Origin of the sequence: Pseudomonas sp. MUP55 (assembly GCF_034043515.1) — a bacterium.
GTDB lineage: Bacteria > Pseudomonadota > Gammaproteobacteria > Pseudomonadales > Pseudomonadaceae > Aquipseudomonas.
Map to the genome: position 1 here is coordinate 5900943 of NZ_CP138214.1, position 24861 is coordinate 5925803.

The window sequence follows — 24861 nt, forward strand, 5'->3', positions numbered from 1 at the left end:
AAGCGGTTTCAGCGGTACAGATCTTCCCGCGTCCACGGCAGTTCATGGCTGCCATCAGCATGGGGTTTCACTGCCAGGATCTGGTGCAGGTTGATCCAGCCCCGTGCAAACGCGTAGGCGCAACCCGCCAGGTACAGGCGCCAGATACGCAAGGCATGCTCCGGCACCATTTTCGCCGCGGCTTCGAGGTTGTCCTCCAGCCGCTCGCTCCAATGGTCCAGCGTACGGGCGTAGTGCAGCCGCAAGCTTTCGACATCCACCACTTCCAGCCCGACTTCGCTGATTTCGGCGGTCATCATCGCCAGGTGCGGCAGCTCGCCGTTGGGGAAGACATAGCGCTCGATAAAGTCCCCGGCGCCACGCCCCACTGCACGCCCGTCGGTGTGTTTGGCGGTGATGCCATGGTTCATCACCAGGCCGCCTTCACGCACGGCGCCGTACAGAATCTGACAGTATTGCGCCAGGTTGGCGTGGCCGACGTGTTCAAACATGCCCACGCTCACCACTTTGTCGAAACGACCGTCCTGAGGCAGGTCGCGGTAGTCGAGCAGTTGCAGCTCGACCTGGTCCTCCAGGCCCTCGGCCTTGACCCGCTCATTGGCCAGCGCCAGTTGTTCCTTGCTCAAGGTAATGCCGAACACCTTGACCCCGAATTCCCGCGCGGCAAACCGTGCAAGGCCGCCCCAGCCACAGCCCACGTCGAGCAGATACTCGCCCGGCTGCAGCCGCAACTTGCGACACAGATGGCGAAATTTGTCTTGTTGGGCCTGGTCGATGGACTCGCTGCCGGTTTCGAAATAACCGCAGGAATACGCCATGTCCTGGTCCAGCCACAGCTGGTAGAACTCGTTGGACAGGTCGTAATGGTAGGAAATGGCCGCCGCGTCGGTCGCCTTGTCGTGGATCGAGCGCACCGGAGGCGGCCCGTCTTCGTCGTCGACCAGGGCATGACTGAGTTCGTCACACACCCTGATCACCTCGGCGATAGAGCCTTCCAGCTCCAGCTTGCCCTCGACGAAGGCTTCGCCCAGTGAGTCGAGCGTGGGATGGGTCAGTTGTGTGACGACCGCAGGGTCCTTCACCACGATGGTCACACTGGGCTCGGGGCCCAGGTTGAATTCATGGCCGTCCCAGAGTCGAAGACGCAGCGGTAGCTGAAGATTCTGTAAGGCCGGTGGAAGTTGCGCGAGCATGAGTGGTCCCCCCTTGTTTCAGACGTCTGCTGTGAGGGTAGATCATCCAAAATAAAGTAGGAAGCTATCGGTTAAACAGCCGCCCGCTAAGAAGCCCGACGCTCGAGCAACCCGTCCTGGACCCACTGTTTCAACCACGTGGCCGCTTGCAGTGGTGCACCCTCTCCATAAGTGACTGCCAACTCGATGCACAGTTCTGAAAAGTTCCAGCCGGTGGCGACCATACCCGCCAGCGCACGGGCTTGAGCAGGCTCCAGAGTGCGGTATCGGCAAAGGTTCTGATGGCGCCACACCAGGCAGACCTGTGCAGGTTCCAGCGCCTGGCTGCCGGGAAAGTTCGACTCATCCTTGTGGGCCCGCCAGATATTCACCGTATTGAACCGGCACACCAGGTGCTGGACGGAAGGCACCAGCGATACGCGTAAACCCGGCCAGTCTTCATGCGCCAGTTGTGCCATGTGATCGAAGCTCAACGGTTCGCCCGCAGGCGCGTCGAATGCCAGGGTGAACGCCCACTCCAACTGCGCCAGTTCCGCCAGCGGCGCACTTTGTTCGGCCACCAGATACTCAAGGATAAAGGCGGCGAAGCGCTCGCCCAGCCAGCGCAGGCTGTAATGCTGCGAGGGATAACGACGAATGTAGGCCTGGCTCAGCGCGGCAAATTCCTCGTCCCCCAGCCAGTACCGGATGGCGCCGAAGTCATGCCGTAACACTTCCTGCAGTCGGGACAGGTAGGCGTTGTGATAAATCGCCAGACCCGTGTCCACATCCAGCGTGGGGCCGCCGAGCAAGGTGTCGGTAAAGCCACTGTTGGCGGCGCAGTTTTCCGATAAAAGGTGCGCCTCGAAGGCCAGTTGCCAGTCGATCAGACGCATGACGCCCTCCTGGCCAAAGCCGTCGCCCCCAGTGCCCGCGCCTTGCCCAATTCGCTCAGCAGCTCTTCGAAGGGTGGAAAGTGATCGTCGCGTTCCAACAGCGTCGACACCGGCCCCAGATGTTCCAGCGTGCGCTGATAAAGCGCCCACACCGGATCGCACACCGGGTGATCGTGGGTATCGACCACATAATCGCCATAGTCCATATGCCCCGCCAGATGCAGCTGGCGGATGCTCTCAGGCGGCAGGTTTTGAATAAACGTCCAGGCATCAAAGCCATGATTGCGCGAGCTGACGTACACGTTGTTCACGTCCAGCAGCAATTGGCATCCGGTCAAATGCGCCAGGGCATTGAGAAATGCCCACTCGGTGAGCTCATCGTTCCTGGAGCGCACGTAGCTGGAGACGTTTTCCAGCACCAGCGGGCGTTGCAACACGTCTTGCACCTGCCGCACGCGAGCGGCCACGTGGTACAGGCTTTCTTCGGTGTACGGCAGGGGCAGCAGGTCATGCAACTGATGTGCGCTGCCACGGCTCCAGCACAGGTGATCGGAAACCCACGCCGGCTGGATGCGCTCGGCAAGCTGTTGGATCTGTTTGAGGTAGTCGGTATCGATGGCATGGGGGCCGCCGATCGACAAGGACACGCCGTGCATCACCAGGGGGTAGCGTTCGGCTATTGCGTCCAGGTAGTACAAGGCTTTGCCGCCCTGCACCAGGTAGTTTTCGGAGATCACTTCGAACCAATCCACCGCAGGGGATTGCGCGAGGATCTGCTCGTAGTATTCGTTGCGTAGTCCCAGGCCGTAACCCAGGAAGGGAAAAGAACGGGCCATCATGCGCTCCTGGAAAGTGTCCGCAGCGGCGCAAGGTCCGCTGCGGTTGCACTCGCGGGTCGGTTACTCGCCGACTTTGCCACCGGCCTTGTCGCACTCAGCCTGGGTCATGGATTTGAAGCCGTGGCCCTTGCACACCGCTTGGCCTTTGCAGGCGTTTTCAGCGGTCTTGCAATCGTTCATGCCTTTGCAGGAGGTGACGCCGTAGCAATGAACCGGCGCGTCGGCGGCCTGTACCTGGGTGGCGACGCCGGCGAACATGGAAGCGGCAGCGATAGCCAGGGCAGCACCGGAAACGGCGTTTTTGATATTCATGGTGTAGTCCTCAACGGTCAGTGGTGGTGTCGGTCTGAACGGATTGCCCAGTCTCGACACACCACTAGAGTGAGGTGCCCTTTTAGCGTTACAGCCCTGTACAAAGATTTGTGAAAATTATTCGTCAAGCTTCAACAGCGGCTCCTGAAAGCGCAGCAACCGCCCGGCGTTACCCAGGACCAGCAAGGTACTGAGGTTGTGCAACACCGCAGCGATCATGGCGCCGGCCGCGCCCAGCCAGCCGAAGGCGGCGAACACCACGATAGCCAGCGTCCAGCCCAGGCCGATGATCACGTTGACCTGCAAGGTGTGCCGGCACTGGCGACTCAAGCGCACGCAGGTACCCAGGCGGCGCAGGTCGCTGCCGATCAGCACCACGTCTGCCGAGGCCAGGGCGATATCGGCGCCGCCCGCCCCCATCGCCACGCCGACCACCCCGGCTTTGAGCGCCAGGGAGTCGTTGATCCCGTCGCCCACCACCATCGGCCGGAAGCCGCTGCCGATCTCCCCCAGCACACGGTTGAGTTTGTCTTCCGGCAACGCCTGGGCCTGGACCTCCGCGATGCCCACGTTCACGGCCAGGCTGTCGGCCACGCTCTGACGGTCGCCGGTGAGCAGCAGTTGGCGGCCCAGCCCCAGGTCGCGCAACTCCTGCAGGGCCTGGCGAGCTTCCGGTTTGACGCTATCGGCCAACAGCAGCCAGGCCAGGAATTGTCCGTTCAGCGCCAGCCCGGCAATCGGGCCGTCGTGATGCGGGACCGCGGCGGTGACAATACCCAGTTGCTCGAACAGTTCGGGGCGACCCAACGCCGCCTCGCCCTGTTCAGTGTGCGCCACCACACCCAACCCCTGGCGCTCGCGGATATCGGTCAGCGCCACCCGCTGTTCCTGTGTCGCCAGCCCCGCCAGCGCACGGCTGACCGGGTGGCTGCTGGCCGAACCGAGGCTGGCCGCAAGGTTAAGCAAAGCCTGGCGATCGGTCGATGCGGCTTCGATGGACTGCAAGCGCAAGGTGCCGAAGGTCAAGGTACCGGTCTTGTCGACCACCAGTGAGGTGAGGTCCGCCAGCTCTTCCAGAAACGCCGAGCTGCGAATCAGAATCCCATGCCGTGCCGCCACCGCGATCCCGGCAATCGCCGTGGCCGGTGCCGACAACACCAACGCACACGGGCACGCCGCCACCAGCACCGCAAGCATCGCCTGGGCGTCGTTGGTGACAAACCAGGTGACCGCCGCCAGCAACAGCACCAGCACCATGTAGCTGCCGGCATAGCGCTCCAGCAACCGGGTGATCGGCGGTTTGGAACGCTCGGCGTTCTGCATCAGCGCGATCACCTTGCCCAGGGTCGACTCATTGCCCGTGCGCGTCACTTCAAGGCGCAGCAGGCCGTCCAGGTTGATCGCACCGCCAAACACCTGGACGCCCGCGCTGGCTTCCAGCGGCACCGATTCACCGGTGATGGGCGCCGTGTCCAGACTGGCCTGGCCCGACAGCACCACGCCGTCGGCAGGCACGCGGTCGCCGGCGCGCACCTCGACCACATCGCCGGTGTTCAGCGTACTGTTGTCCACTTCCACAATGCTGCCGTCGGCCTGCACCAGGCGCGCGTGGCTGCGCGTGAGCTTGCCCAGCGCATGGATCGCTTCCTGGGAGCCGATCACGCTGCGCTCTTCGAGCACGTGCCCGAAAATCATGATGATCGGCAGCAACGCGGCGGTGAGCAGATCGCCCGTGGCCCAGGCGCCAATCATCGCCAGCGCGATCAACTGGTCAGTGATGCCATGCAGGCTCGGGTAGCGCAGGCTGTACCAGGCAGAGCGCATGACCGGCACGGCCACCAACAGCGAGGCCACACCGAGCAGCAGTTGGCTGACCCCGCCCTGGTCCGCCGCCAGCCAGCGCCACACCAGGCCCAATAGCAGTAAACCCAGGGCCAGCATGGCCAGAGTCAGTTGCCGGGCAGCGCTGCGCTGCTCGGCGGAAGTCAGCATGGGTGCGCTCATTGCTCGGCTCCCTGAATGATCAAACGGGAGTCGTCTTTCGGATCGACCGTGGTCACCGAACCGGCCTGGCCCAGAATCTTCGGCAGTCGCTCACGGTACAGGCGCAGCAGCAAGCCGGGGTCGTTGACTTGCGCCAGACTGGCGACGGTGGCGGTTTGCGCCTGGGCATTGGCCAGACGCTCGCTGGCCTGGGCATGGGCGACCTGCACCTGGCGGTCAGCCTCCTGGTTGGCGGTTTGGGTGAGTTTTTCCGCATCGGTACGTGCGTTGGCCACCGCTTTGTCGGCTTGCTGGCTGGCGGTAAGTACCGCATTGAAGGCATTCACCGCCGGGCCCGGCAGGCTCGACTGCACGTCGACCCGCGTCACTTCGATGCCCAGCCCCAACCCGCTGGCGGTCAGCTGCGCCAAGCGCTGGTTGATACCTTGCACCAGGTCGCCGCGCAGACGTTCGCGGCGCTCGGCGGCGCCGTTGTCAGTGCCGATCAGCTCGGGGCGCGCCACCAGGATGGTGTCCAGGTCTCGCGCCGCCGTCAGTGCAACGGCACTGCGGGTCACCAGGCGGTCCAGCGCGGGCAGCACATGCTCGCCCTGCAATACAAAGGCATAGGGCTCGGTGACCTTGTAGAACACGCGAACATCCAGCTGCACGATGCCGGCATCGCCGGTCAGCAAATAGCCGGAACCGGCCAGCGTGTCGCTCAAGGGTGTGGCGAAACTGGCGACACGATCAGCCTGTACCGCCGCGTCTGAACGCAACAGGTTTTCTACCCGACGCTCGATCACCCGGTCTGCCGCTGGCAGCAACACCACCTGTTCGAACGGTTGCGGCCAGGCCAGCAGCAACCCGGCATTCTGGATGCGGTCCAGGACGCCGAAGTGCAGCACCATGGCGCGGTTCTGCGGGTCGATCTGGCGCACATTGGAAAACGCCCAGGCCAACGCCGCCAACACGGTGACCGCGTACAGCGCCAGGAAGGTCAGGCGCCCGGCCTGGATCCATGGGCTGTCCGGGCTGTCACGCTCGCTCATGGTTGAACATCCTTGGGCCCATCCACCAGCGCGCGAAACGGTGCGGCATCGGTACGCAGGATGATCTTGGTGCCGGGCGTCACCACCGTGCCCAGGGTATCCAAGGAGCGCAGCAGGTTGTACAGCTGCGGATTACCCGCGTAGGCACGTCCGTAAATCTGCGCCGCTTCAACCCGTGATTGCGCTTCTATATCAGCGGCTTTCACCGTGGCATCGGCTTGCACGATGCGTGCGTCACGTTCGGCCGCCGAGCGGATCTGCGCCGCCTCGCGCTTGCCCACGGCGGTGCGTTCGGTGGCGATGGTTTCACGTTCGGCCCGCATGCGGTCGACCGTGGCGGTGAGGGTCACCGAGGGCAATGTCAGCCGTTCGATACCCACCTGGGCCACCCGTACGCCATAGGTGGCGAGCAATTGCTGGTCGATCTGCTGGCGCAGTTGAGCTTCGAAATCGGCGATGCGCACCTGGCTGGCGTCGGTATTGATCAGGCTGGACAGGTCGAAACTGGCCGCCGTGGTTTCCAGCGCCGAGCCGACGAAGGTGCGGATCTGCCGCGCCGCTTCATCCGGCTGGTTCTGCACCGCGCGCATGAAGCGCTGCACATTGTCGGTATCGCCTTGCACCTGCCACGCCACGTAGGCCTGCACGATGATCCGCAGGCCATCGCGTGTGCCCACGTCCTGCAAACCGCTGGAGGTGGTGCGCAGGCGCAGGTCAACCGGGATCGCCGCTTCAAACGGCGCCGGCCAGCGCCAGCCCAGGCCCGGTTCCAGCAGCACCCGCACCGGGTTGCCGAAGCGGGTAATCACCGTGGCCTCGCCGGAGCGCACTTGCACCAGGCTCGCCGCCGCGATGGCAAACAGCACGAGCACTACTGCCCAGGCCATTCGCCGCCAGGGAAAAGGGCTTTCGACCTGTTCGTCACCATGATGGTGATGGTGACCGTGATGATGGTGATGACCGTGATCGTGAGAATGAGCGCTCAACAGACAGACTCCTTATTGAACGGCTTTACGCGGCACCGAGGGATCGGCCGGCAAGGTAAAAGATCGCAGATCGATCGTCGGCGCGCTGTCGGCGCCCAGGCGATGATCCAGAATAAGCAATTTGGCGTGGGCCAGGCCCTGGCTGAGTTGGCCCAGGTACTGCTCCAGCACGAAGGCGCGGCCCGCTGCGGCATAGGCTTTTTGTTCGGCAACGAACCGCAGGTTGGCCGCTTGGGCACCGGCATTCACTTCGCGAGCGGTGGCCTGGGCCTGGTCGCGGGCCGTGCTGGCTTGCAGCAACGCCTGGTTGGTCTGCTCGCTGGCCGCGCCGCGCTCGCGAGCGATCAACGCCTGGGCGCCGATCTGCGCAGCTTGCACGCCGTGGTAGGCATTGGCGGCGCCGGCCGGTGGGTGGATCGCTTCGACGACCGTGGCAAGAATTTCCACACCGCTGTCGAGTTTTTGCAGGTCCGCTTCCACGCTGCGACCAATTTCATCGGCAAGGCTGGTGCGCTGTTCGCCGAGCAGTTCATCGAGGGTGCGCGAGGCAAAGTCGTGCACCAGAATCCGACTGGCGGTGCTGCGGATCAGGGTCGGCACATCGGCGCTGTTGTAGGTGGCAGCCAGCGCGGCGTGGTCCGTCAGGCCGATGCGGTAGACGAAGCGCACGTCCATATTGACGATCTGGAAGCTCTGCTTGTCGCCGCTGCTGCTGGCGATGACCTGGGATTTGTCATTCACGTGGCTGGCGTCCCACAGACGGTTGGCGATCGACGGCGCCGGGCCTTCGGCACTGGCCAGCTCGGTTGCGGCACCTTCGCTGACGCTGGTTGCCAACTCATGCACCACGCCATTCTCTACGTTCAGCACGCGGCCCAGCGGCCAGGGCAACCCGGCGTGCAGGCCCGGGCCGAACACTTCGACCGGTTTGCCGAAACGTTCATAAATCCCACGGCCCTGCAGCGGGACTTCATGCACGCCGGTCAACGCCCAGCCCACCGCGAGCACCACCAGCAGCACCGGCAGGAACGCACGGCGCATGTAGGTAAATGCCCAGATCTGGCGCAGGTCGATGCCGAAGCGGTTGTGCAGCTCATGCTGCAAGGCCTGCAAGGGTTGCGGCGGCCAACGCAGCAGGCCGGCGACAAAACTCTGCGCCATCAGGCGTGGTTCAACACGCGGCTGGCGTGGGCTGAACAGTGACAACACGCCACGCAGCAGAAACTCCAGCGCCACCAGCGCGGGCAACAGACCGATGAGTGTCGCCAACCGCAGCGGCCACACCGATTGGGCGCCGGCAAACAACAGGCACACCGCACTGATCACCAGGCAAATGATCGCCACTCGGCTCAACTGTGCCAGCTGCGAGGCTTCCGGCCACTGCGCGGCCGTCTCCTGGGCCATGCGCCGCTCGAACACCAGCAACCCGAACGCCAGCGCCAACCCCAGCGCCGCGCCGATGCTGGCGGATTGACCGACGGCCGCAGCAGGGAGCGCCAGGTTCCAGAATTCGATGATGCTGACCAGCGCCAGCAATGACCAACCGCACAGCCACAACACCGGCGCGCCGATCTGCTTGCCGAAGCGCTCCGCCAGACGCGCGTAGCGGCCCGTGTCGGCCACCGGCACTTCAACCACCGGTTCTTCCAACGCCTGGGCACGCCAATCGGCCACCCACCACGCCGATTGCAACCCGGCGATCAGAACGAGCAAGGCCGACGAGCCATTGATCAACACCACCGGCCAGATCGAGACCGGTGCAAACAGCGCCACAAAGAGCGCCAGCACCCAACCGGTGATGGCCAGGGCCGTCAGGCTGATGCCGGCTTGCCTCAGTCGGCGGGCATGGAACAGCCCCTGCTGAAAACGCGGCAGGCCTTCAACCGAAGCGCCGTCAGCTTCTAGATCCACTTGCATCCACTCAACGCCCGCTTATACATAATTCGTTACGATATAACACGGGGCGTGAAATTTTTGTTCGCTTTTGGCTACAGCGTTGGTCCCCTGTGGGAGGGGGCTTGCCCCCGATAGCGGTGGGTCAGCCAGCACCTTTATCAACTGACCCTGCGCCATCGAGGGCAAGCCCCCTCCCACATTGTCTGCCGGCGCTTCCTGAATTGTGACTAACCCCCATAAACACGAGACATCACTGGTGCACGCCAGAATTAATCGGCACACTCCAGAACAGTTTTTCGTGGCTCCACGGACAAGGAAGCGTCACCCTTCATGATCTCCATCTATCAACTCAAACCGCGCTTTCAAAACCTGCTGCGACCCCTCGTGCAGCGCCTCTATGACAACGGCACCACCGCCAACCAGATCACCGTGCTGGCCGGCGTGATTTCCGTGCTGGTAGGCCTGCTGATCGCCGGCTTCGCTCAGCACCTGTGGCTGTTTGCGCTGATCCCGCTGTGGATGATCGCGCGCATGGCCCTCAATGCCATCGACGGCATGCTCGCGCGGGAATTCGGCCAGCAATCACGTCTGGGCGCCTACCTCAATGAACTGTGCGATGTGATCGCCGACAGCGCGCTGATTCTGCCGTTTGCGCTGATCCCCGGCGTGAGTCTGGCGCCCGTACTGTTGGTGACGCTGCTGGCGGTGTTCAGCGAGTACGCCGGCGTGCTGGGGCCGATGGTGGGTGCATCGCGCCGCTACGACGGGCCGATGGGCAAAAGCGATCGGGCGTTCGTGCTCGGCGTGCTGGCCACCGGCGTGGCGCTGGGCTGGCTCGGTGCCGGGTGGGTCGACACGGTGATGTGGCTGGTCGCCGCGCTGCTGGCGTACACCCTGGTCAACCGGGTGCGTCAGGGCCTCAAGGAACACTCAGAAACCTCACCGATTGCATAAGGATCCTTGCGATGCGCGAACAGCAACAGCACACCTTCAGCACCCACGACGGTGTCGAGCTTTTTTACCGGCACTGGCCGGCCACGACAGGCGCCGGGCCGCGCAAGGCTGTTGTGTTGTTCCACAGAGGTCATGAGCACTCAGGGCGTATCGCACACCTGGTGGATGAGCTGGGTCTGCCCGACTTTGACTTTTTCGCCTGGGACGCCCGTGGCCACGGCCAATCCCCGGGCGAGCGCGGCGACAGCCCCAGCTTTGCAACCAGCGCCCGCGACGTGCAGACCTTCCACGACCACATAGGCGCCACCTACGCTATCGCAGAGGACAATATTGCCGTGGTCGCCCAAAGCGTCGGCGCTGTGATCGCGGCCACCTGGGTACATGACTACGCACCGAAGATCCGCGCCCTGGTGCTCGCCTCCCCAGCCTTCAAGGTCAAGCTGTACGTGCCTTTCGCCCGCCCGGGCCTGGCACTGATGCGCAGGTTTCGCGGCAATTTTTTCGTCAACAGCTACGTCAAGGCCAAGTTCCTCAGCCATGACCCGGAGCGCGTGGCGTCCTACGACAGCGATCCGCTGATCACCAAAGCCATCTCGGTAAATGTGCTGCTGGGCCTGTACGAAGCGGCGGACCGAGTGGTCGCCGACGCCCAGGCGATTCAGGTGCCGACGCAATTGCTGATCTCCGGCTCCGACTTCGTGGTGCACCGTAAACCCCAGCAGCAGTTCTTTGACCGACTCGGCAGCCTGAAAAAAGAGCTGCATATCCTCCCCGGTTTCTTTCACGACACCCTCGGCGAACGTGACCGCGTGGTGGCCGTCAACAGCGCCAGGCGCTTTATCCTGCAGAACTTCGAGCAGCCGCTGGACCGCGCCTCGCTGCTGGACGCCGACAAACTGGGCGCCACCTGCGCCGAATCCGAAGCCCTCGCCGCACCGCTGCCGCGCAATTCCCTGCGTGACCTGTATTGGCGGATGACCCGCGCCAGCATGGGCCTGGGCAAGAACCTGTCGGAGGGGGTGAAACTGGGCTTCGACACCGGTTTCGATTCCGGCAGCACCCTGGATTACGTGTACCGCAATACGCCCACCGGCAAAGGCGCGCTGGGGCGGATGATCGACACCAACTACCTCAACTCGATTGGCTGGCGCGGTATTCGTCAGCGCAAGCTGAACGTCGAAGAACTGCTGCGCCTGGCCATGGCCACGTTGCGCGCGGACGAGCGCGAAGTGCGTATCGTGGATATTGCGGCCGGCCATGGCCGTTACATCCTGGAGGCGTTGCAGGGTGTGTCGCCGCTGCCGGAATCGATCCTGCTGCGCGACTACAGCGACATCAACGTGCGCGACGGTGGTGCCCTGATCCGTGAAAAGGGTCTGGGCGATATTGCCCAGTTCGTCAAAGGCGATGCATTTGACCGGGATAACCTGGCAGCGCTGGAGCCGAAACCGACGCTGGCAGTGGTGTCCGGTCTCTATGAATTGTTTGCCGATAACGCCATGGTCGGCGGTTCGTTGGCGGGCCTGGCCGAAGCGGTGGAGCCCGGCGGTTATCTGGTCTATACCGGCCAACCGTGGCACCCGCAGCTGGAACTGATCGCCCGCGCCTTGACCAGCCACCGCCAGGGCCAGGCCTGGGTGATGCGTCGGCGCAGCCAGGCGGAAATGGACCAGTTGGTGGAAGCGGCGGGCTTTCGCAAGATCACCCAGCGTGTGGATGAATGGGGCATTTTCACGGTGTCCCTGGCGCAGAAGATCTGAGCATGCGCGAACCCGGCCTGTTCAAACCCGCGCTGCTGTGGCTGCTGCTGTTGGCGCCGCTGTTTTTCAGCACCTACGGCCTCGCCACCTGGGTGACCAACCAGCGCAGCGATGTGGGCACGCTGGCGTTCGGCTGGGAAACCCATATGCCGTTCTGGGCCTGGACCATCGTGCCCTATTGGTCCATCGACCTGCTCTACGGCTTTTCCCTGTTGCTGCCGAGCACCCGCCACGAACTCAAGCAACACGCCCTGCGCCTGCTGACGGCCCAAGTGATTGCCGTCAGTTGCTTCCTGATCTGGCCGCTGCGCTTCACCTTCGAACGGCCGGAGCTGGATGGTGTGTTCGGCTGGTTGTTCGCCGTGCTGGCCGGCTTCGACAAGCCGTTCAACCAGGCGCCTTCCCTGCATATCGCGCTGCTGGTGATCCTGTGGGTCATGTACCAGCGCCATACCCAGGGCTTCTGGCGCTGGGTGGTACACGGCTGGTTTGCGCTGATCGGTGTTTCGGTACTCACCACTTATCAACATCACTTTGTCGACTTACCCACAGGCGCCCTCGCAGGTTGGTTGTGTGTGTGGCTGTGGCCGGTGGAACATGCCAGCCCGCTGCTCAGTGCGCGACTGACGCGGGACCGCAAACGCGGCTGGCTGGGCGCACGCTACGGCCTTGGCGCGCTGGCGTTGGTGTTGCTGGCGCTGACTCTGGGCGGCTGGGGGTTATGGCTGCTATGGCCGGCGGTGTCCCTCGCGCTGGTAGCAGCCAATTACTGGCTGCTTGGCGCCGAGGGCTTTCAGAAACGCGACGATGGCCAGCTGACGCCGGCAGCGCGCTGGCTGTATGCACCCTACCTGGCCGCCGCCTGGATCAATTCGCGGCTGTGGACGCGGCGCCATCCACAGCCCGACCTGATTGTGGATAACGTCTGGCTAGGGCGAATTCCTGCGCAGGGCGAGCAGCAGCCTTTCAAGGCCATCGTCGACCTCTGCGCCGAATTACCGATTCATCCACAGGGCCGTGCCTATCAGTGCATGCCGGTGCTGGACTTGATTGCGCCAACCGCCGCCGAATGCCGACAAGCCGCCGAAGCCATCGAACGCTTGCGCTCGAATGGCCCGCTGCTGGTGTGCTGCGCCCTGGGCTACTCGCGCAGCGCCACGGCGATTGCGGCCTGGCTGTTGCACACTGGGCGCGCGACGACGGTGGATCAGGCGCTGGCTATTATTCGTACAGCGCGGGCCCGTGTGGTCCTGCATCCCGCACACCGTATAGCTTTGGAGGGTTTGCCCCATGCCCGCTGATATGGAACTGCAAGTGGTCGCCAGCCTGCTGCGCCGTGGACGTTCCCTGGACCAGTTATCCACAGGGCTGACACTAGTGGGTGTGCTGTTCGGTCTTATCCAGTTGTTGATGCCGAGTGTTTCAATCATCTGCCTGTTGCTTGCCTTGTGGATGATCATCCTCGGGCTTTTGCAGAAATACTGGGCGCTGCGTGTTGCGTTCGACGCCGACTTGTTCGCCCTGCTGGCCCGCGACACCGGCCGCACGGCCGACCTCGACCAAGCCCTGCAAACCCTTGGCCTGCAATCGGCCAAGCGCGCCGGCAGGCAGTGGACCGAACGCCGTCGTGGTGCACTTAAACTGCTGCGCAAGCAAGCCTGGTTGCTCGGCGCCCAAGCGCTGCTGACCCTGGGCGTGATCCTTGCCAGCCCTTGGCTACCTTTCGCCGGATAAGGAATTCCCATGTTCGAACCCGTGGTCGCCACGCTGATTACCTCCATGGCCCGCACCGTCACCGGCGCCCGCAGCCTGTGGCTGGGTTGCGCTCCCGTGCCGGTGCAACGCATCTACTTCGCCAATCACAGCAGCCACGGCGACTTTGTGCTGGTGTGGGCCTCATTGCCGCAGAACCTGCGCAAATTCACTCGCCCCGTGGCCGGCAGCGATTACTGGAACAAGAGCGCACTGCGCCGCTACATCATCAATCGCGTGTTCAACGGCGTGCTGATTGACCGTGAGCGCAAGGAGCCTGTGGATAACCCCCTGCAGCCGATGCTGGCCGCGCTGGAAGGCGGCGACTCGCTGATCATCTTTCCCGAAGGGACGCGCAATCTGGAGGATGGCTTGCTGCCGTTCAAAAGCGGCCTGTACCACTTGGCAAAAAGTTACCCACAGGCCGAGCTGATCCCGGTGTGGATAGCCAACCTCAACCGTGTCATGCCCAAAGGCCGCGTCCTGCCATTGCCTTTGTTATGCACCACCAGCTTCGGCGCTCCACTGCACCTGGAAGAAGGCGAAGACAAAACCGCGTTCCTTGCCCGCACCCGCGACGCCCTGCTCGCCCTCGCCCCGGAGCATTCCTGAGATGGATAGCCAAACCTTGATGTTATTCGGCGGGATCGGCGCGATTCTGGTGACCGCCTCACTGATCGGCCTGATCCTAAAGCTGCGAACCCGTGGCACACCCAATGCAGTGATCGACAACCTCAACGCCCGCATCAACGCCTGGTGGGTGATGGTGGTGGTGATCGGTATCGCCTTCTGGCTTGGCACCGGCGCGGTGATCCTGCTGTTCTATGCCGTGTCGTTCTATGCCTTGCGCGAATTCCTCACCCTCACGCCGACCCGGCGCAGCGACTACCCGGCCCTGGTAGCAGCGTTCTACCTTGCCCTGCCTCTGCAGTACGTGCTGATCTACGCCGACTGGTACGGGCTGTTCTCGATCTTCATCCCGGTCTACGTGTTCCTGCTGCTGCCGATACTCGCCTCGCTGGGCGGCGACAGCACCCACTTCCTGGAGCGCGCATCGAAGGTGCAATGGGGGCTGATGATCGCGGTGTTCTGCGTGTCGTTCGTCCCGGCGCTACTGACCCTGGACATCCCGGGCTATGAGGGCCGCAACCTGCTGCTGATCGCCTACCTGGTGATCGTGGTGCAGCTGTCGGACGTGCTGCAGTACGTGTGCGGCAAGCTGTTCGGCAAACACAAGATCGCGCCCAACCTCTCGCCGTCCAAAACCGTGGAAGGTTTTGTCGGCGGGATCCTGTTGTCGTCCCTGATCGGTGCAGCGTTGTGGTGGACCACACCGTTCAACCCCTGGCAGTCGTTCTTGATCGCGCTGTTGATCAACCTGCTGGGGTTTGCCGGTGGCATCGTGATGTCGGCGATCAAGCGCGATCGCGGCGTAAAGGACTGGGGGCATATGATCGAAGGCCACGGCGGCATGCTGGATCGACTGGATTCAGTGTGCTTCGCGGCACCGATCTTCTTCCACCTCGTGCGTTACTGGTGGACCTGAGTCCCAGCCCTCAAGCCCAACAAAGAACAAAATGTGGGAGGGGGCTTGCCCCCGATGGCAGAGTGTCAGTCACCGGATGGGTTGGCTGATACACCGCTATCGGGGGCAAGCCCCCTCCCACCTTGGTTTTGTGGTGCCTTCAAGTTTAGGCAAGTCGGAAAACCGCTGCTTCTTGATCACCTAATCACTTGAAACACAGTTCATAAACCGTGCTTTCACGCTTGGCCTATTGCGGCTGGGTTCGGTTGATCTCAGGATTCAGCCAGCCCCCTCATGGAGTCGAATCATGTTCGCTGGTTTCCAGAAACAACAGCGCCAGGTCAATGGCCTGAACATCAGCTACCGCATCGGTGGCACCGGTCCGGCGCTGTTGCTTTTGCACGGCCACCCTCAGACCCACGTCATCTGGCACAAGGTCGCCGAACGGTTGGCTGCTGAATTTACCGTGGTCGCCGCTGACTTGCGTGGCTATGGCGATAGCGGCAGGCCGGTTGCCGATGCGCAGCATTCAAATTATTCAAAGCGTGAGATGGCGCTCGATAGTGTTGAGTTGATGAAGTCGCTGGGCTTTGAGCAGTTCAGCGTGCTTGCCCATGATCGCGGGGCGAGAGTGGCGCACCGCCTGGCCCTCGACCATCCCCGCGCGGTCAAGCAAATCGTGCTGCTGGATATCGCCCCTACCCTGTCGATGTATACACAAACGAACGAAGCCTTCGCCCGTGCCTACTGGCACTGGTTTTTCCTCATCCGGCCGGCGCCGTTGCCGGAGAGCCTTATCGAGGCCAACCCCGAGCTCTATCTGCGCAGTGTGATGGGCAGCCGCAGCGCTGGCCTGCAGCCCTTCACCGCAGAAGCATTCGGCGAGTACCTGCGATGCCTGCAACTGCCCGGCAGCGCACGGGGCATTTGCGAGGATTACCGCGCCTCGGCCGGTATCGATCTGGAACATGATCGCGTGGATATCAACGCCGGCAATCAGCTAACGCAGCCGCTGTTGGTGCTATGGGGCGCCGAAGGCACCGTGGGGCGCTGTTTCGATCCATTAACGGAATGGCAGCAGGTAGCGACTGATGTACGCGGCAAAGCCTTACCTTGCGGCCATTACATCGCTGAGCAAGTGCCAGAACTATTGCTTGAAGAAGTGCTGAGCTTTTTCGCAAGACCGATGTAGCCAAGCCACTGGAAAAACCGCCTCGCAGGCACAGCCAGTGCCTTCGAGCGCTTTTGCTCGCCCGAAAAAAGCCTGGAGATAATAACAATGACAATAAGAAAACTGCTGGGAACGCTCTATGTACAGGTGATTATCGCCATCGCCCTGGGCATTGCCGTTGGTCATTACTGGCCCCAGGTGGGGGTCGACCTCAAACCCCTGGGTGACGGTTTTATCAAACTCATCAAAATGATCATCGGCCCGATCATTTTTTGTACGGTGGTATCGGGTATCACCAGCATGCACGACGTCAAGCAGGTGGGTCGCGTCGGCGGCAAGGCGCTGCTGTATTTTGAGGTGGTGTCCACCGTAGCGTTGATGATCGGGCTGCTCGCTGCGCATCTGATACGCCCTGGCGCGGGGTTCAATATCGATGTAAACAGCCTCGACAGCTCGGCGATTGCCGGCTTTGTGGGGCAGGCCGAACATGGCGAAGGCATTGTCGGCTTTTTACTTCATGTGATCCCTACGACCTTCTTCAACGCCTTTGCGCAGGGCGAAATACTGCCGGTACTGTTCGTTTCGATCCTCTTCGGTGTGGCGTTGGTCATTGTTGGCGAGAAAGCGCGTCCGCTGGTGAACGTGATTCACCAGGCCAGTGAGGTGTTCTTTCGTATTGTCGGCATGATCAGTCGCGTTGCGCCCATTGGTGCCTTCGGCGCTATTGCGTTCACCATCGGCAAATACGGGTTGGGCGCACTGCTGCCGCTGCTGAAACTGGTGGGCACTTTTTACATCGCAGGCCTGTTCTTTGTGGTGGTTGTACTGGGCAGCATCGCTCGCTGTGCCGGGGTAAATATCTTCAAGCTGCTGGGCTACATCAAGGCTGAACTACTGATCGTGCTGGGCACCAGTTCCTCGGAATCGGCGCTGCCGCAGATCATTCAGAAACTGGAAAGCCTGGGCGCTTCCAAGGGCGTCGTGGGCATCGTGGTGCCCACCGGGTATACGTTCAACCTGGACGGCACCAACATTTACATGACGCTCGCCGTGCTGTTTCTGGCTCAGGCCACCAACACCGATTTGAGCCTGGAGCAGCAGCTCACCTTGTTGGCGGTGGCGATGCTGACGTCCAAAGGCGCAGGGGCGGTGGTCGGTGCGGGCTTCGTAGCGCTAGCTGCCAGCCTGGCCGTAGTGCCTACCGTGCCAGTGGCTGCCATGGTGCTGATTCTGGGCGTTGACCGCTTCATGGCTGAGTGCCGCTCACTGACCAACATCATTGGCAACGCGGTAGCGGCGCTGGTGATCGCCGCTTGGGAAGGAGAACTGGACCGGCGCCTGCTCGCGCCAGTGGCGACAAAGCGCAGCGTGCCCGCTGCGCTGAATCAGCCGGAGCACGCCGCCGCCGACTAAGCGCATGAGTGGGCGCATGAATGGGCGCAACAACCGTCCTTCCAGGCGATGTTATCCTCGCGGCTCACGCCGCCACGTAGCTCTTTTGATGATCTACAAGAAAGACTCCATGCCCCTTCCCGAAGACCTGCGGGTGTTCCTGACCGTGATCCGCAAGGCCAGCTTTGCCGCGGCCGCCGATGAGCTTGGCTTGTCGGCGGCTTACGTCAGCAAGCGTATCCAGATCCTCGAAAATACCCTGGCGACACGTTTGCTGCACCGTACCAGCCGACGTGTCACGCTGACCGACGATGGCGAGCGGGTAAAGGACTGGGCGGCGCGCATTCTGGAGGACTTCCAGCATCTGGCCGATGAGTTGGTCGATGCCCATGACAGCCCCCGTGGCCGACTGCATATCTGCAGCAGCTTCGGCTTCGGCCGCAATCACGTGGCGCCTGCCCTGGCGTTGCTGGCTGATCGTTACCCCGAGCTGGAAATCCGCCTGGACCTGTTCGATCGGGTGGTGGATATCGTCAGCGAAGGGTTCGACCTGGAAATTCGTGTCGGCGACGACATCCCCGGCCAGCACATCGGCCGTCAACTGGTCAGCAACCGCCGCATCTTGTGCGCCGCCCCCAGCTACCTGGAACGCCACGGGACACCCGCGCAGCTGAGTGACCTGGAGCACCATGAATGCCTGGTCTTGAAGGAGCGCGACAACGCCTTCGGCGTCTGGGTATTGGAGCGCGACGGCAAGCAGGAGAGCGTGCGGGTGGGAGGGCCGTTGTCATCCAACAGCGGCGAGATCGTCTTGCAGTGGGCGTTGCACGGGCGGGGGGTGCTGCTGCGTTCGCTGTGGGATGCCAAACCGTTGCTCGAACAGGGCGAGCTGGTTCAGGTTCTGCATGACTATGGGCAAAGCGCCAACGTGTGGGCCGTCTACCCCACGCGTCTTGCTCACTCGGGAAAGCTGCGGGCCTGTGTCGAATTTCTGCAGGCGCATTTTGCGGGGTTGTCGATTTGAGCCAAGCAAGGCGCACAGGATTGTGCGCCAGCCAGCGCGGCTATCGGGACAGCCGTCTGGTCACGACAGCCATGGGTTAGCGGCCAGATGGTCGCGCTCGAACTCTCGAATTTCATCGCTGCGCTGCAAGGTACTGCCAATGGCATCCAGGCCGAGTAACAGCGCGGTTTTGCGCAGGGTATCGATCTGGAAGGGAACCACTTCGCCGCCGTGCAGCACGATGGTTTGTTCGTTCAGGTCGATTGAAATCTCAGCCGTCTGTGGCTGCCCGACGATGTCGCCGATGCGCTGCACGGTGGCGGCTTCAAGGCTGATCAGCAGCACGCCGTTACGCTGGCAGTTGTCATAAAAAATACCGGCGAAGCTGCTGCCGATCAGCGCGCGCATGCCCCTTTGCTTGAGGCCCCAAACCGCATGCTCGCGACTGGAACCGCAGCCAAAGTTGGGGCCCACCACCAAAAAGCATGCGCTCTGCCAGGGGGGCATATTGAGCACAAAGGCAGGGTCTGGCTGCCCTGAGGGCAAAAAGCGCACGTCATGAAACAGCCCCTGTTCCAGGCCATTGCGGTCAATGCCTTTGAGGAACTGCTTGGGCATGATCACGTCGGTGTCGATATTGGCCGCCAACATCGGCGCCGCTGGGCCGGTGACGTGGGTAAAGGAATGGTTGCTCATACGCGCTCCCCGATTTGCCGAACATCCGTCAGATGCCCGCTTATTGCAGCGGCTGCCACCATTGCCGGACTCATCAGGTGTGTACGGGCTCCGGCGCCCTGGCGGCCTTCGAAATTGCGGTTGGTGCTGGAGGCGCAACGGTCTCCCGGCGCGAGCACGTCGTCGTTCATGGCCAGGCACATGGAACAGCCCGATTGACGCCATTCGAACCCCGCGTTCCGAAAAATAGCGGCCAAGCCCTCAGCCTCGGCCTGATCGCGAACTTCGGTGGAGCCCGGCACGACCATCGCACGCACGTGCGGGGCGACGCGCCTGCCGCCGATTACGCGGGCGGCATCGCGCAGGTCTTCGATACGGGCGTTGGTGCACGAGCCGATGAACGCATGGCTGATCACCACTTCATTTAACGGCTCGCCCGCCTTGAGCCCCATGTAAGTCAGGGCACGTTGCATGTCCCGGCGCAGAATCAGGTCGCTGACCTGCAGCGGGTCTGGAACCCGCCCGTTAATGGCGACGACCTGATCAGGGCTCGTGCCCCATGTGACCATCGGCAGCAGCCTGCTGACGTCCAGCGTAACCTCATGATCGAACACGGCACCCTCGTCGCTGTGCAAGTTGCGCCACACGGCCACTGCTCGGCGCCATTGCTCGCCTTTGGGCGCGCGCGGCTTACCCTCGAGGTAGTCGAACACCTTCTGGTCCGGCGCCATGAACGCGCCACGCGCGCCAGCTTCAACAGCCATGTTGCACATGGTCATGCGTGCCTCGACGCTCAGGGCATCAATGGTTGAACCGACAAATTCGATAGCGAAACCCGTGGCCCCGGAGGCGCCGATTTGGCCGATCAGGGCCATGATGACGTCCTTGGATGTCAGGCCCGGCGACAACGCGCCCACGACCCTGACCCGCATGGTTCTCAGGCGTTTGTAGACCAGGGTTTGCGAGGCCAGCAGGTGCTCGATTTCCGACGTGCCGATGCCAAACCCGAAGGCACCGAGGGCGCCATACGTGGTGGTGTGACTGTCACCCGCCGCAATCACCATCCCCGGAAGGATGAACCCCTGTTCGGGCGCGATAACGTGCTCGATACCCTGACGCTTATCCAGGATATCCAACAGTTCGATACCGAAATCCTGGCAATTGCGCGACAGGTAGGAGACTTGCCGCGCGCCCCCCGCATCGGGCATCACGGCGGTACGTTCAGGCGCGGTGGGGTTCACGTGATCAACGACCGCCAACGCCGTTCCAGGACGCCATACCGGGCGCCCGGCTTCACGCAGACCGCTGAACGCCTGCGGGCTGGTGTATTCGTTGACGACCTGACGATCGATGTACAACAGGACATGGCCCTGCTCGTCCAGCGAGCAGACCGTGTGCGAATCGATGTGCTTTTGATAGAGGGTTTTGGGGCTGCTCATTAAGCGTTCTCACTCACGGGGACACCTTCGACAGGATAGGGACCGGGGAGTGGTCATCAAGAGCAGCTCTGGAATACATGGCTCTACAGTTCGTGTATCACCGACGGGCCGATGACGCGAACGGCAACCGGAGAAATGCCTCAGCGCTTCCATCGAAGATGGTTGAATCGTGAGTCGCTGAAGAGCCAGTCATCGTTGTTATAGCGATGTTGCCAAATGTCGCCGACGGCGTCTTTGTAGCGACCGGCCCCCTCCTTGTTTAGCTCTTTCAGGATTTAAGCAAAGTCTGAAACCGGTGCTCCTACCTCCACGTCCCTTTCTTTCGCAGGACATTTCCGAGAGAATCCCGAGCGCTTGTGTCCCGCTTTTGCGATGGTTAGTCTGCGTCCGTCACTACTAATTCAGTGACCGGGTTTAGCAGCTCGAACGTTAACATTGGGCGCACAAGCGCCATCACAAGCATGGCGTTTTTTTCTGCCAACGCTTTATGGTGGCTGTGCGCAGGGCACCTTCGGGTGCGTCGGATTCCCAATGTTCCGGCCTGCTAACCTGCGTACAGCTGCCACCCATTGTTTAGCAGCGATGTCTGGCAGCTCCAATTAATTACATTGGAGTTACCATAATGAGCAAAGTAAGGCCTGATCCACCGTACCCGTTTTTCATCACCCATCCCGAACTCAGCTTCGAGGATGCCTTGGCCTACGCCTCCGATTTACTTCACTGCGCCGAGCAGTTACTCGATTCCCGGCAGGCAGCCGGTTATCTGGTTGAAATGGCCAAGGTGATGGTAGACCGCTCGCTGGACTGCATTGCTTCAGCAGACGTGAGCGCATAGCGTCGTAGGAGCGCGCTTGCTGGCGAGGGACGTAACGCGCAGAGATTGGTGCCAGGTGGCGTTCTCAGGTTTTTCGCGAGCAAGCTCGCTCCTACAGTAAATTCGGTGCAGCCTAACCCTGAACTACGGGCTCTTTAAGCAGTGATCTCGACGTAGTTAGACGCTCCGCCTCCTGTCGTACCCGACAACCAGCCCCAAACAAAACTCAACGTCGTGCGCCCGGCGCCATCAACGCCAACCGTGCCACGTGACCAGCCAGCAAGCAGTTCTCCCTCTAGGGTCAGGCACTGGTACAGGAGCTCGAAGGTATCTGGGCCGGTCACTCGTCCGACTTGCGTGCCCAGGCAAATCCGGCCCCCCTGATAAGTGCTCGAAATCGCGTCATCTTCGACTCGGTAGTGAAATACGGTACCGGTGCCGGACAGCCCCTGAGCGTTGTCGGCGACCACAAACCGGCGATTGTGCAGACGTGCGTAGACACTAGGATTTTGCATCAGTCGGCATCCTTGAATTGAGCGAATTCAAAACGTAAAAAAAGGGGCTGTTGAAAACAGCCCCTTTTTGGGTGCGTCAGTAAGGCTTACTCCACCGTCACCGACTTCGCCAGGTTGCGCGGCTGGTCGACGTCGGTGCCTTTAAGCACGGCAACGTAGTACGACAGCAACTGCAGCGGAATGGTGTAGAGGATCGGCGACAGGGTGTCGTGGATGTGCGGCATGTTGATCACGTGAGTACCTTCACCGTTGGTCATGCCGGCCTTTTCGTCGGCAAACACGATCAACTGGCCGCCCCGGGCGCGTACTTCCTGCAGGTTGGATTTGAGCTTTTCCAGCAGCTCGTTGTTCGGCGCCACGGTGACCACTGGCATGTCGTCATCCACCAGGGCCAACGGGCCGTGTTTCAGCTCGCCGGCCGGGTAGGCTTCGGCGTGGATGTACGAGATTTCCTTGAGTTTCAGCGAACCTTCCATTGCCACCGGGTACTGCGCGCCACGGCCAAGGAACAGGGTGTGGTTTTTGTCGGCAAACAGCTCGGCGACTTTTTCCACGGTGCTGTCCATGGCCAGGGCTTCACCCAGGCGGGTCGGCAGGCGGCGCAGCTCTTCCACCAGGGTGGCTTCGACGCCTTCGGCCAGGGTGCCGCGCACTTGGCCAAGGGACAAGGTCAGCAGCAACAGGCCGACAAGCTGGGTGGTGAAGGCTTTGGTCGAGGCTACACCGATTTCACGGCCGGCCTGGGTCAGCAGGGTCAGGTCGGACTCGCGCACCAGGGAGCTGATGCTCACGTTGCAGATCGCCAGGCTGCCGAGGAAGCCCAGCTCCTTGGCGTTACGCAAAGCAGCCAGGGTGTCGGCGGTTTCGCCGGACTGGGAGATGGTCACGAACAGGGTGTCGGGCTGCACCACCACCTTGCGGTAGCGGAATTCGCTGGCGACTTCGACCTGGCACGGGATGCCGGCCAGTTCTTCCAGCCAGTAACGCGCAACCATGCCGGCGTGGTAGCTGGTGCCGCAGGCGACGATTTGCACGTTGCGCACTTTAGCGAAGAGCTCGGCGGCTTGTGGGCCGAAGGCGTTGACCAACACCTGGTTCTGGCTCAGGCGACCTTCCAGGGTGCGCTGCACCACGGACGGCTGCTCGTGGATTTCCTTGAGCATGAAGTGGCGGAACTCGCCTTTGTCGGCGGCTTCGGCGCCGTCGCGGTATTGCACGGCTTCGCGCTCGACGGACTGACCGTTCACGTCCCAGATCTGTACGCTTTCACGGCGGATGTCGGCAATGTCGCCTTCTTCCAGGTACATGAAGCGGTCGGTGACCTGGCGCAGGGCGAGTTGGTCGGAGGCGAGGAAGTTTTCCCCCAGGCCAAGGCCGATCACCAACGGGCTGCCACTGCGCGCGGCAACCAGGCGGTCAGGTTGGCTGGCGCTGATCACAGCCAGACCGTAGGCACCGTGCAGTTCCTTGACCGTGGCTTTGAGGGCGGTGGTCAGGTCGCTATGGTCCTTGAGCTTGTGGTTGAGCAGGTGGGCGATGACTTCGGTGTCGGTGTCCGAGGTGAATACATAACCCAGGCCCTTGAGTTGCTCACGCAGCACTTCGTGGTTTTCGATGATGCCGTTGTGCACCACCGCCAGGTCGCCCGAGAAATGCGGGTGAGCGTTACGCTCGCACGGTGCGCCATGGGTGGCCCAACGGGTGTGGGCGATGCCCAGGCGGCCAACCAGCGGCTCGCCGGCCAGGGCCTGGTCCAACTCGCTGACTTTGCCCGGACGACGCGTACGCTCCAGCTTGCCGGCGTTGGTGAAGACGGCCACACCGGCGCTGTCGTAGCCACGGTATTCCAGGCGCTTGAGGCCTTCGATCAGGATGGCGGTTACATTACGTTCGGCGACTGCGCCAACAATTCCACACATGGTATTTCTCCTAGATGATTGCCGCGCATATCAGCGTAATGCCGCGGGCTTGGATCTGGTCGCGGGCCTCGAGCGGCAGGCGATCATCGGTGATAAGGGTATGGACGCTGCTCCAAGGCAGTTCCAGGTTTGGAATCTTGCGGCCGATCTTGTCGGATTCGACCATCACTACCACTTCGCGGGCGACCTCGGCCATGACACGGCTCAGGCCCAACAACTCGTTGAAGGTGGTGGTACCGCGCTGCAAATCGATGCCGTCGGCGCCGATGAACAGTTGATCAAAGTCATAGGAACGCAGCACCTGCTCGGCGACCTGGCCCTGGAACGAATCCGAATGCGGGTCCCAGGTGCCGCCGGTCATCAGCAGCACCGGCTCATGCTCCAGTTCGCTCAGGGCACGGGCCACGTTCAGGGAATTGGTCATGACCACCAGGCCGGGCTGGTGGCCCAGCTCAGGAATCATTGCGGCGGTGGTGCTGCCGCTGTCGATGATGATGCGCGCGTGCTCACGCAGGCGAACCACGGCCGCACGGGCGATGGCGCGCTTGTAGGCCGAGACCGGTTGTGCCGCATCGCCCACCAGTTCCTGCGGCATGGTGATCGCGCCACCGTAGCGGCGCAGGAGCAAGCCGTTACTTTCGAGCGCGGCCAAGTCCTTGCGGATGGTGACTTCCGATGTTTCGAAACGCTTGGCCAGTTCGTCCACGCTGACTTCGCCCTGTTCATTGAGCAAGGTCAGGATGTTGTGGCGACGCTGAGGGGTATTTCGTTTCGACATGGTGACGGTAAGTTTCGTTTCGAAAGAT

23 protein-coding genes are annotated in these 24861 nt (G+C 62.2%); 10 read left to right on the forward strand and 13 right to left on the reverse strand.

The genetic code is table 11. The features are described 5' to 3' along the window. Nucleotides 1-8 precede the first annotated feature (8 nt). From cfaB to SC318_RS26740, 8 genes are all read right to left on the reverse strand, one after another. A complete protein-coding gene (cfaB, locus tag SC318_RS26705) occupies nucleotides 9-1193 on the reverse strand; it encodes a C17 cyclopropane fatty acid synthase CfaB (protein ID WP_320429099.1) in 1185 nt (394 codons plus the stop codon). A gap of 86 nt (nucleotides 1194-1279) precedes the next feature. Next, nucleotides 1280-2068, reverse strand: a complete 789-nt coding sequence (locus SC318_RS26710) for an HvfC/BufC family peptide modification chaperone (protein WP_320429100.1) — start codon at nucleotides 2066-2068, stop codon at nucleotides 1280-1282. Then, nucleotides 2059-2904, reverse strand: coding sequence for an MNIO family bufferin maturase (locus SC318_RS26715; RefSeq protein WP_320429101.1), 846 nt, complete (start codon nucleotides 2902-2904; stop codon nucleotides 2059-2061). Before SC318_RS26715 ends, SC318_RS26710 begins: the two co-directional genes overlap by 10 nt. 63 nt (nucleotides 2905-2967) lie before the next feature. Continuing rightward, entirely contained in the window at nucleotides 2968-3219 is a 252-nt protein-coding gene (locus SC318_RS26720) for a BufA2 family periplasmic bufferin-type metallophore (protein ID WP_320429102.1), read from the reverse strand. 117 nt (nucleotides 3220-3336) lie between these two features. Then, nucleotides 3337-5223 carry a cation-translocating P-type ATPase gene (locus tag SC318_RS26725; protein ID WP_320429103.1) on the reverse strand — a complete coding sequence of 629 codons (1887 nt, stop codon included), beginning with the start codon at nucleotides 5221-5223 and terminating at the stop codon, nucleotides 3337-3339. Further along, nucleotides 5220-6254 (reverse strand): protease modulator HflK, encoded by a 1035-nt coding sequence (locus SC318_RS26730; RefSeq protein ID WP_320429104.1) that lies wholly within the window; start codon nucleotides 6252-6254, stop codon nucleotides 5220-5222. The genes SC318_RS26725 and SC318_RS26730 overlap by 4 nt, the downstream gene beginning before the upstream one ends. Then, on the reverse strand, nucleotides 6251-7243 hold the full coding sequence (gene hflC, locus SC318_RS26735) for a protease modulator HflC (RefSeq protein WP_164485633.1): 993 nt from the start codon (nucleotides 7241-7243) through the stop codon (nucleotides 6251-6253). Before hflC ends, SC318_RS26730 begins: the two co-directional genes overlap by 4 nt. Before the next feature lie 9 nt (nucleotides 7244-7252). Continuing rightward, nucleotides 7253-9157 carry a protease modulator HflK gene (locus SC318_RS26740; RefSeq protein ID WP_320429105.1) on the reverse strand — a complete coding sequence of 635 codons (1905 nt, stop codon included), beginning with the start codon at nucleotides 9155-9157 and terminating at the stop codon, nucleotides 7253-7255. 309 nt (nucleotides 9158-9466) lie between these two features. Between SC318_RS26740 and SC318_RS26745 the strand changes: the two genes are divergently transcribed. The 9 genes from SC318_RS26745 to SC318_RS26785 all read left to right on the forward strand — a co-directional run bounded on the left by SC318_RS26745 (nucleotide 9467) and on the right by SC318_RS26785 (nucleotide 18714). Further along, the gene (locus tag SC318_RS26745; protein ID WP_320429106.1) at nucleotides 9467-10090 is read left to right on the forward strand and encodes a CDP-alcohol phosphatidyltransferase family protein; all 624 of its coding nucleotides are present in this window, start codon (nucleotides 9467-9469) and stop codon (nucleotides 10088-10090) included. Between the two features lie 11 nt (nucleotides 10091-10101). After that, nucleotides 10102-11850, forward strand: coding sequence for a bifunctional alpha/beta hydrolase/class I SAM-dependent methyltransferase (locus SC318_RS26750; protein WP_320429107.1), 1749 nt, complete (start codon nucleotides 10102-10104; stop codon nucleotides 11848-11850). Nucleotides 11851-11852: 2 nt separating this feature from the next. Beyond that, a complete protein-coding gene (locus tag SC318_RS26755; RefSeq protein ID WP_320429108.1) occupies nucleotides 11853-13151 on the forward strand; it encodes a phosphatase PAP2/dual specificity phosphatase family protein in 1299 nt (432 codons plus the stop codon). Continuing rightward, nucleotides 13141-13584, forward strand: a complete 444-nt coding sequence (locus SC318_RS26760; protein ID WP_320429109.1) for a hypothetical protein — start codon at nucleotides 13141-13143, stop codon at nucleotides 13582-13584. Before SC318_RS26755 ends, SC318_RS26760 begins: the two co-directional genes overlap by 11 nt. Before the next feature lie 9 nt (nucleotides 13585-13593). After that, nucleotides 13594-14214, forward strand: coding sequence for a lysophospholipid acyltransferase family protein (locus SC318_RS26765; RefSeq protein WP_306490962.1), 621 nt, complete (start codon nucleotides 13594-13596; stop codon nucleotides 14212-14214). A gap of 1 nt (nucleotide 14215) precedes the next feature. Further along, on the forward strand, nucleotides 14216-15148 hold the full coding sequence (locus SC318_RS26770) for a phosphatidate cytidylyltransferase (RefSeq protein ID WP_300633419.1): 933 nt from the start codon (nucleotides 14216-14218) through the stop codon (nucleotides 15146-15148). A gap of 286 nt (nucleotides 15149-15434) precedes the next feature. Continuing rightward, entirely contained in the window at nucleotides 15435-16319 is an 885-nt protein-coding gene (locus tag SC318_RS26775; RefSeq protein WP_320429110.1) for an alpha/beta fold hydrolase, read from the forward strand. 87 nt (nucleotides 16320-16406) lie between these two features. Beyond that, the gene (locus SC318_RS26780) at nucleotides 16407-17711 is read left to right on the forward strand and encodes a dicarboxylate/amino acid:cation symporter (protein ID WP_320429111.1); all 1305 of its coding nucleotides are present in this window, start codon (nucleotides 16407-16409) and stop codon (nucleotides 17709-17711) included. Nucleotides 17712-17799: 88 nt separating this feature from the next. Next, on the forward strand, nucleotides 17800-18714 hold the full coding sequence (locus tag SC318_RS26785) for a LysR substrate-binding domain-containing protein (protein WP_320429112.1): 915 nt from the start codon (nucleotides 17800-17802) through the stop codon (nucleotides 18712-18714). Nucleotides 18715-18774: 60 nt separating this feature from the next. Here SC318_RS26785 and leuD read toward each other — a convergent pair whose 3' ends face one another. Together leuD and leuC are read right to left on the reverse strand one after the other, a co-directional pair. After that, nucleotides 18775-19389, reverse strand: a complete 615-nt coding sequence (gene leuD, locus SC318_RS26790) for a 3-isopropylmalate dehydratase small subunit (protein WP_320429113.1) — start codon at nucleotides 19387-19389, stop codon at nucleotides 18775-18777. Beyond that, a complete protein-coding gene (gene leuC / locus SC318_RS26795; protein ID WP_320429114.1) occupies nucleotides 19386-20807 on the reverse strand; it encodes a 3-isopropylmalate dehydratase large subunit in 1422 nt (473 codons plus the stop codon). The genes leuD and leuC overlap by 4 nt, the downstream gene beginning before the upstream one ends. Nucleotides 20808-21429: 622 nt before the next feature. Here leuC and SC318_RS26800 point away from each other — a divergent pair. Continuing rightward, nucleotides 21430-21642 (forward strand): DUF3077 domain-containing protein, encoded by a 213-nt coding sequence (locus SC318_RS26800; RefSeq protein ID WP_320429115.1) that lies wholly within the window; start codon nucleotides 21430-21432, stop codon nucleotides 21640-21642. A 134-nt stretch (nucleotides 21643-21776) separates the two neighbouring features. Here the strand turns inward: SC318_RS26800 and SC318_RS26805 are convergent, their stop codons facing one another. The 3 genes from SC318_RS26805 to SC318_RS26815 all read right to left on the reverse strand — a co-directional run bounded on the left by SC318_RS26805 (nucleotide 21777) and on the right by SC318_RS26815 (nucleotide 24833). Further along, a complete protein-coding gene (locus tag SC318_RS26805; protein ID WP_320429116.1) occupies nucleotides 21777-22136 on the reverse strand; it encodes an avidin-fold protein in 360 nt (119 codons plus the stop codon). A gap of 86 nt (nucleotides 22137-22222) precedes the next feature. Next, nucleotides 22223-24055, reverse strand: a complete 1833-nt coding sequence (gene glmS / locus SC318_RS26810) for a glutamine--fructose-6-phosphate transaminase (isomerizing) (protein WP_306490974.1) — start codon at nucleotides 24053-24055, stop codon at nucleotides 22223-22225. 10 nt (nucleotides 24056-24065) lie between these two features. Beyond that, nucleotides 24066-24833, reverse strand: coding sequence for a DeoR/GlpR family DNA-binding transcription regulator (locus SC318_RS26815; RefSeq protein WP_306490975.1), 768 nt, complete (start codon nucleotides 24831-24833; stop codon nucleotides 24066-24068). Between the last annotated feature and the right edge of the window lie 28 nt (nucleotides 24834-24861).

Bases quoted from the DNA above. Each gene is read 5' to 3' on its own strand.
- cfaB (WP_320429099.1), bottom strand. From the start codon at position 1,193: ATGCTCGCGCAACTTCCACCGGCCTTACAGAATCTTCAGCTACCGCTG.
- SC318_RS26710 (WP_320429100.1), bottom strand. From the start codon at position 2,068: ATGCGTCTGATCGACTGGCAACTGGCCTTCGAGGCGCACCTTTTATCG.
- SC318_RS26715 (WP_320429101.1), bottom strand. From the start codon at position 2,904: ATGGCCCGTTCTTTTCCCTTCCTGGGTTACGGCCTGGGACTACGCAAC.
- SC318_RS26720 (WP_320429102.1), bottom strand. From the start codon at position 3,219: ATGAATATCAAAAACGCCGTTTCCGGTGCTGCCCTGGCTATCGCTGCC.
- SC318_RS26725 (WP_320429103.1), bottom strand. From the start codon at position 5,223: ATGAGCGCACCCATGCTGACTTCCGCCGAGCAGCGCAGCGCTGCCCGG.
- SC318_RS26730 (WP_320429104.1), bottom strand. From the start codon at position 6,254: ATGAGCGAGCGTGACAGCCCGGACAGCCCATGGATCCAGGCCGGGCGC.
- SC318_RS26740 (WP_320429105.1), bottom strand. From the start codon at position 9,157: ATGCAAGTGGATCTAGAAGCTGACGGCGCTTCGGTTGAAGGCCTGCCG.
- SC318_RS26745 (WP_320429106.1), top strand. From the start codon at position 9,467: ATGATCTCCATCTATCAACTCAAACCGCGCTTTCAAAACCTGCTGCGA.
- SC318_RS26750 (WP_320429107.1), top strand. From the start codon at position 10,102: ATGCGCGAACAGCAACAGCACACCTTCAGCACCCACGACGGTGTCGAG.
- SC318_RS26755 (WP_320429108.1), top strand. From the start codon at position 11,853: ATGCGCGAACCCGGCCTGTTCAAACCCGCGCTGCTGTGGCTGCTGCTG.
- SC318_RS26760 (WP_320429109.1), top strand. From the start codon at position 13,141: ATGCCCGCTGATATGGAACTGCAAGTGGTCGCCAGCCTGCTGCGCCGT.
- SC318_RS26765 (WP_306490962.1), top strand. From the start codon at position 13,594: ATGTTCGAACCCGTGGTCGCCACGCTGATTACCTCCATGGCCCGCACC.
- SC318_RS26770 (WP_300633419.1), top strand. From the start codon at position 14,216: ATGGATAGCCAAACCTTGATGTTATTCGGCGGGATCGGCGCGATTCTG.
- SC318_RS26775 (WP_320429110.1), top strand. From the start codon at position 15,435: ATGTTCGCTGGTTTCCAGAAACAACAGCGCCAGGTCAATGGCCTGAAC.
- SC318_RS26780 (WP_320429111.1), top strand. From the start codon at position 16,407: ATGACAATAAGAAAACTGCTGGGAACGCTCTATGTACAGGTGATTATC.
- SC318_RS26785 (WP_320429112.1), top strand. From the start codon at position 17,800: ATGATCTACAAGAAAGACTCCATGCCCCTTCCCGAAGACCTGCGGGTG.
- leuD (WP_320429113.1), bottom strand. From the start codon at position 19,389: ATGAGCAACCATTCCTTTACCCACGTCACCGGCCCAGCGGCGCCGATG.
- leuC (WP_320429114.1), bottom strand. From the start codon at position 20,807: ATGAGCAGCCCCAAAACCCTCTATCAAAAGCACATCGATTCGCACACG.
- SC318_RS26800 (WP_320429115.1), top strand. From the start codon at position 21,430: ATGAGCAAAGTAAGGCCTGATCCACCGTACCCGTTTTTCATCACCCAT.
- SC318_RS26805 (WP_320429116.1), bottom strand. From the start codon at position 22,136: ATGCAAAATCCTAGTGTCTACGCACGTCTGCACAATCGCCGGTTTGTG.
- glmS (WP_306490974.1), bottom strand. From the start codon at position 24,055: ATGTGTGGAATTGTTGGCGCAGTCGCCGAACGTAATGTAACCGCCATC.
- SC318_RS26815 (WP_306490975.1), bottom strand. From the start codon at position 24,833: ATGTCGAAACGAAATACCCCTCAGCGTCGCCACAACATCCTGACCTTG.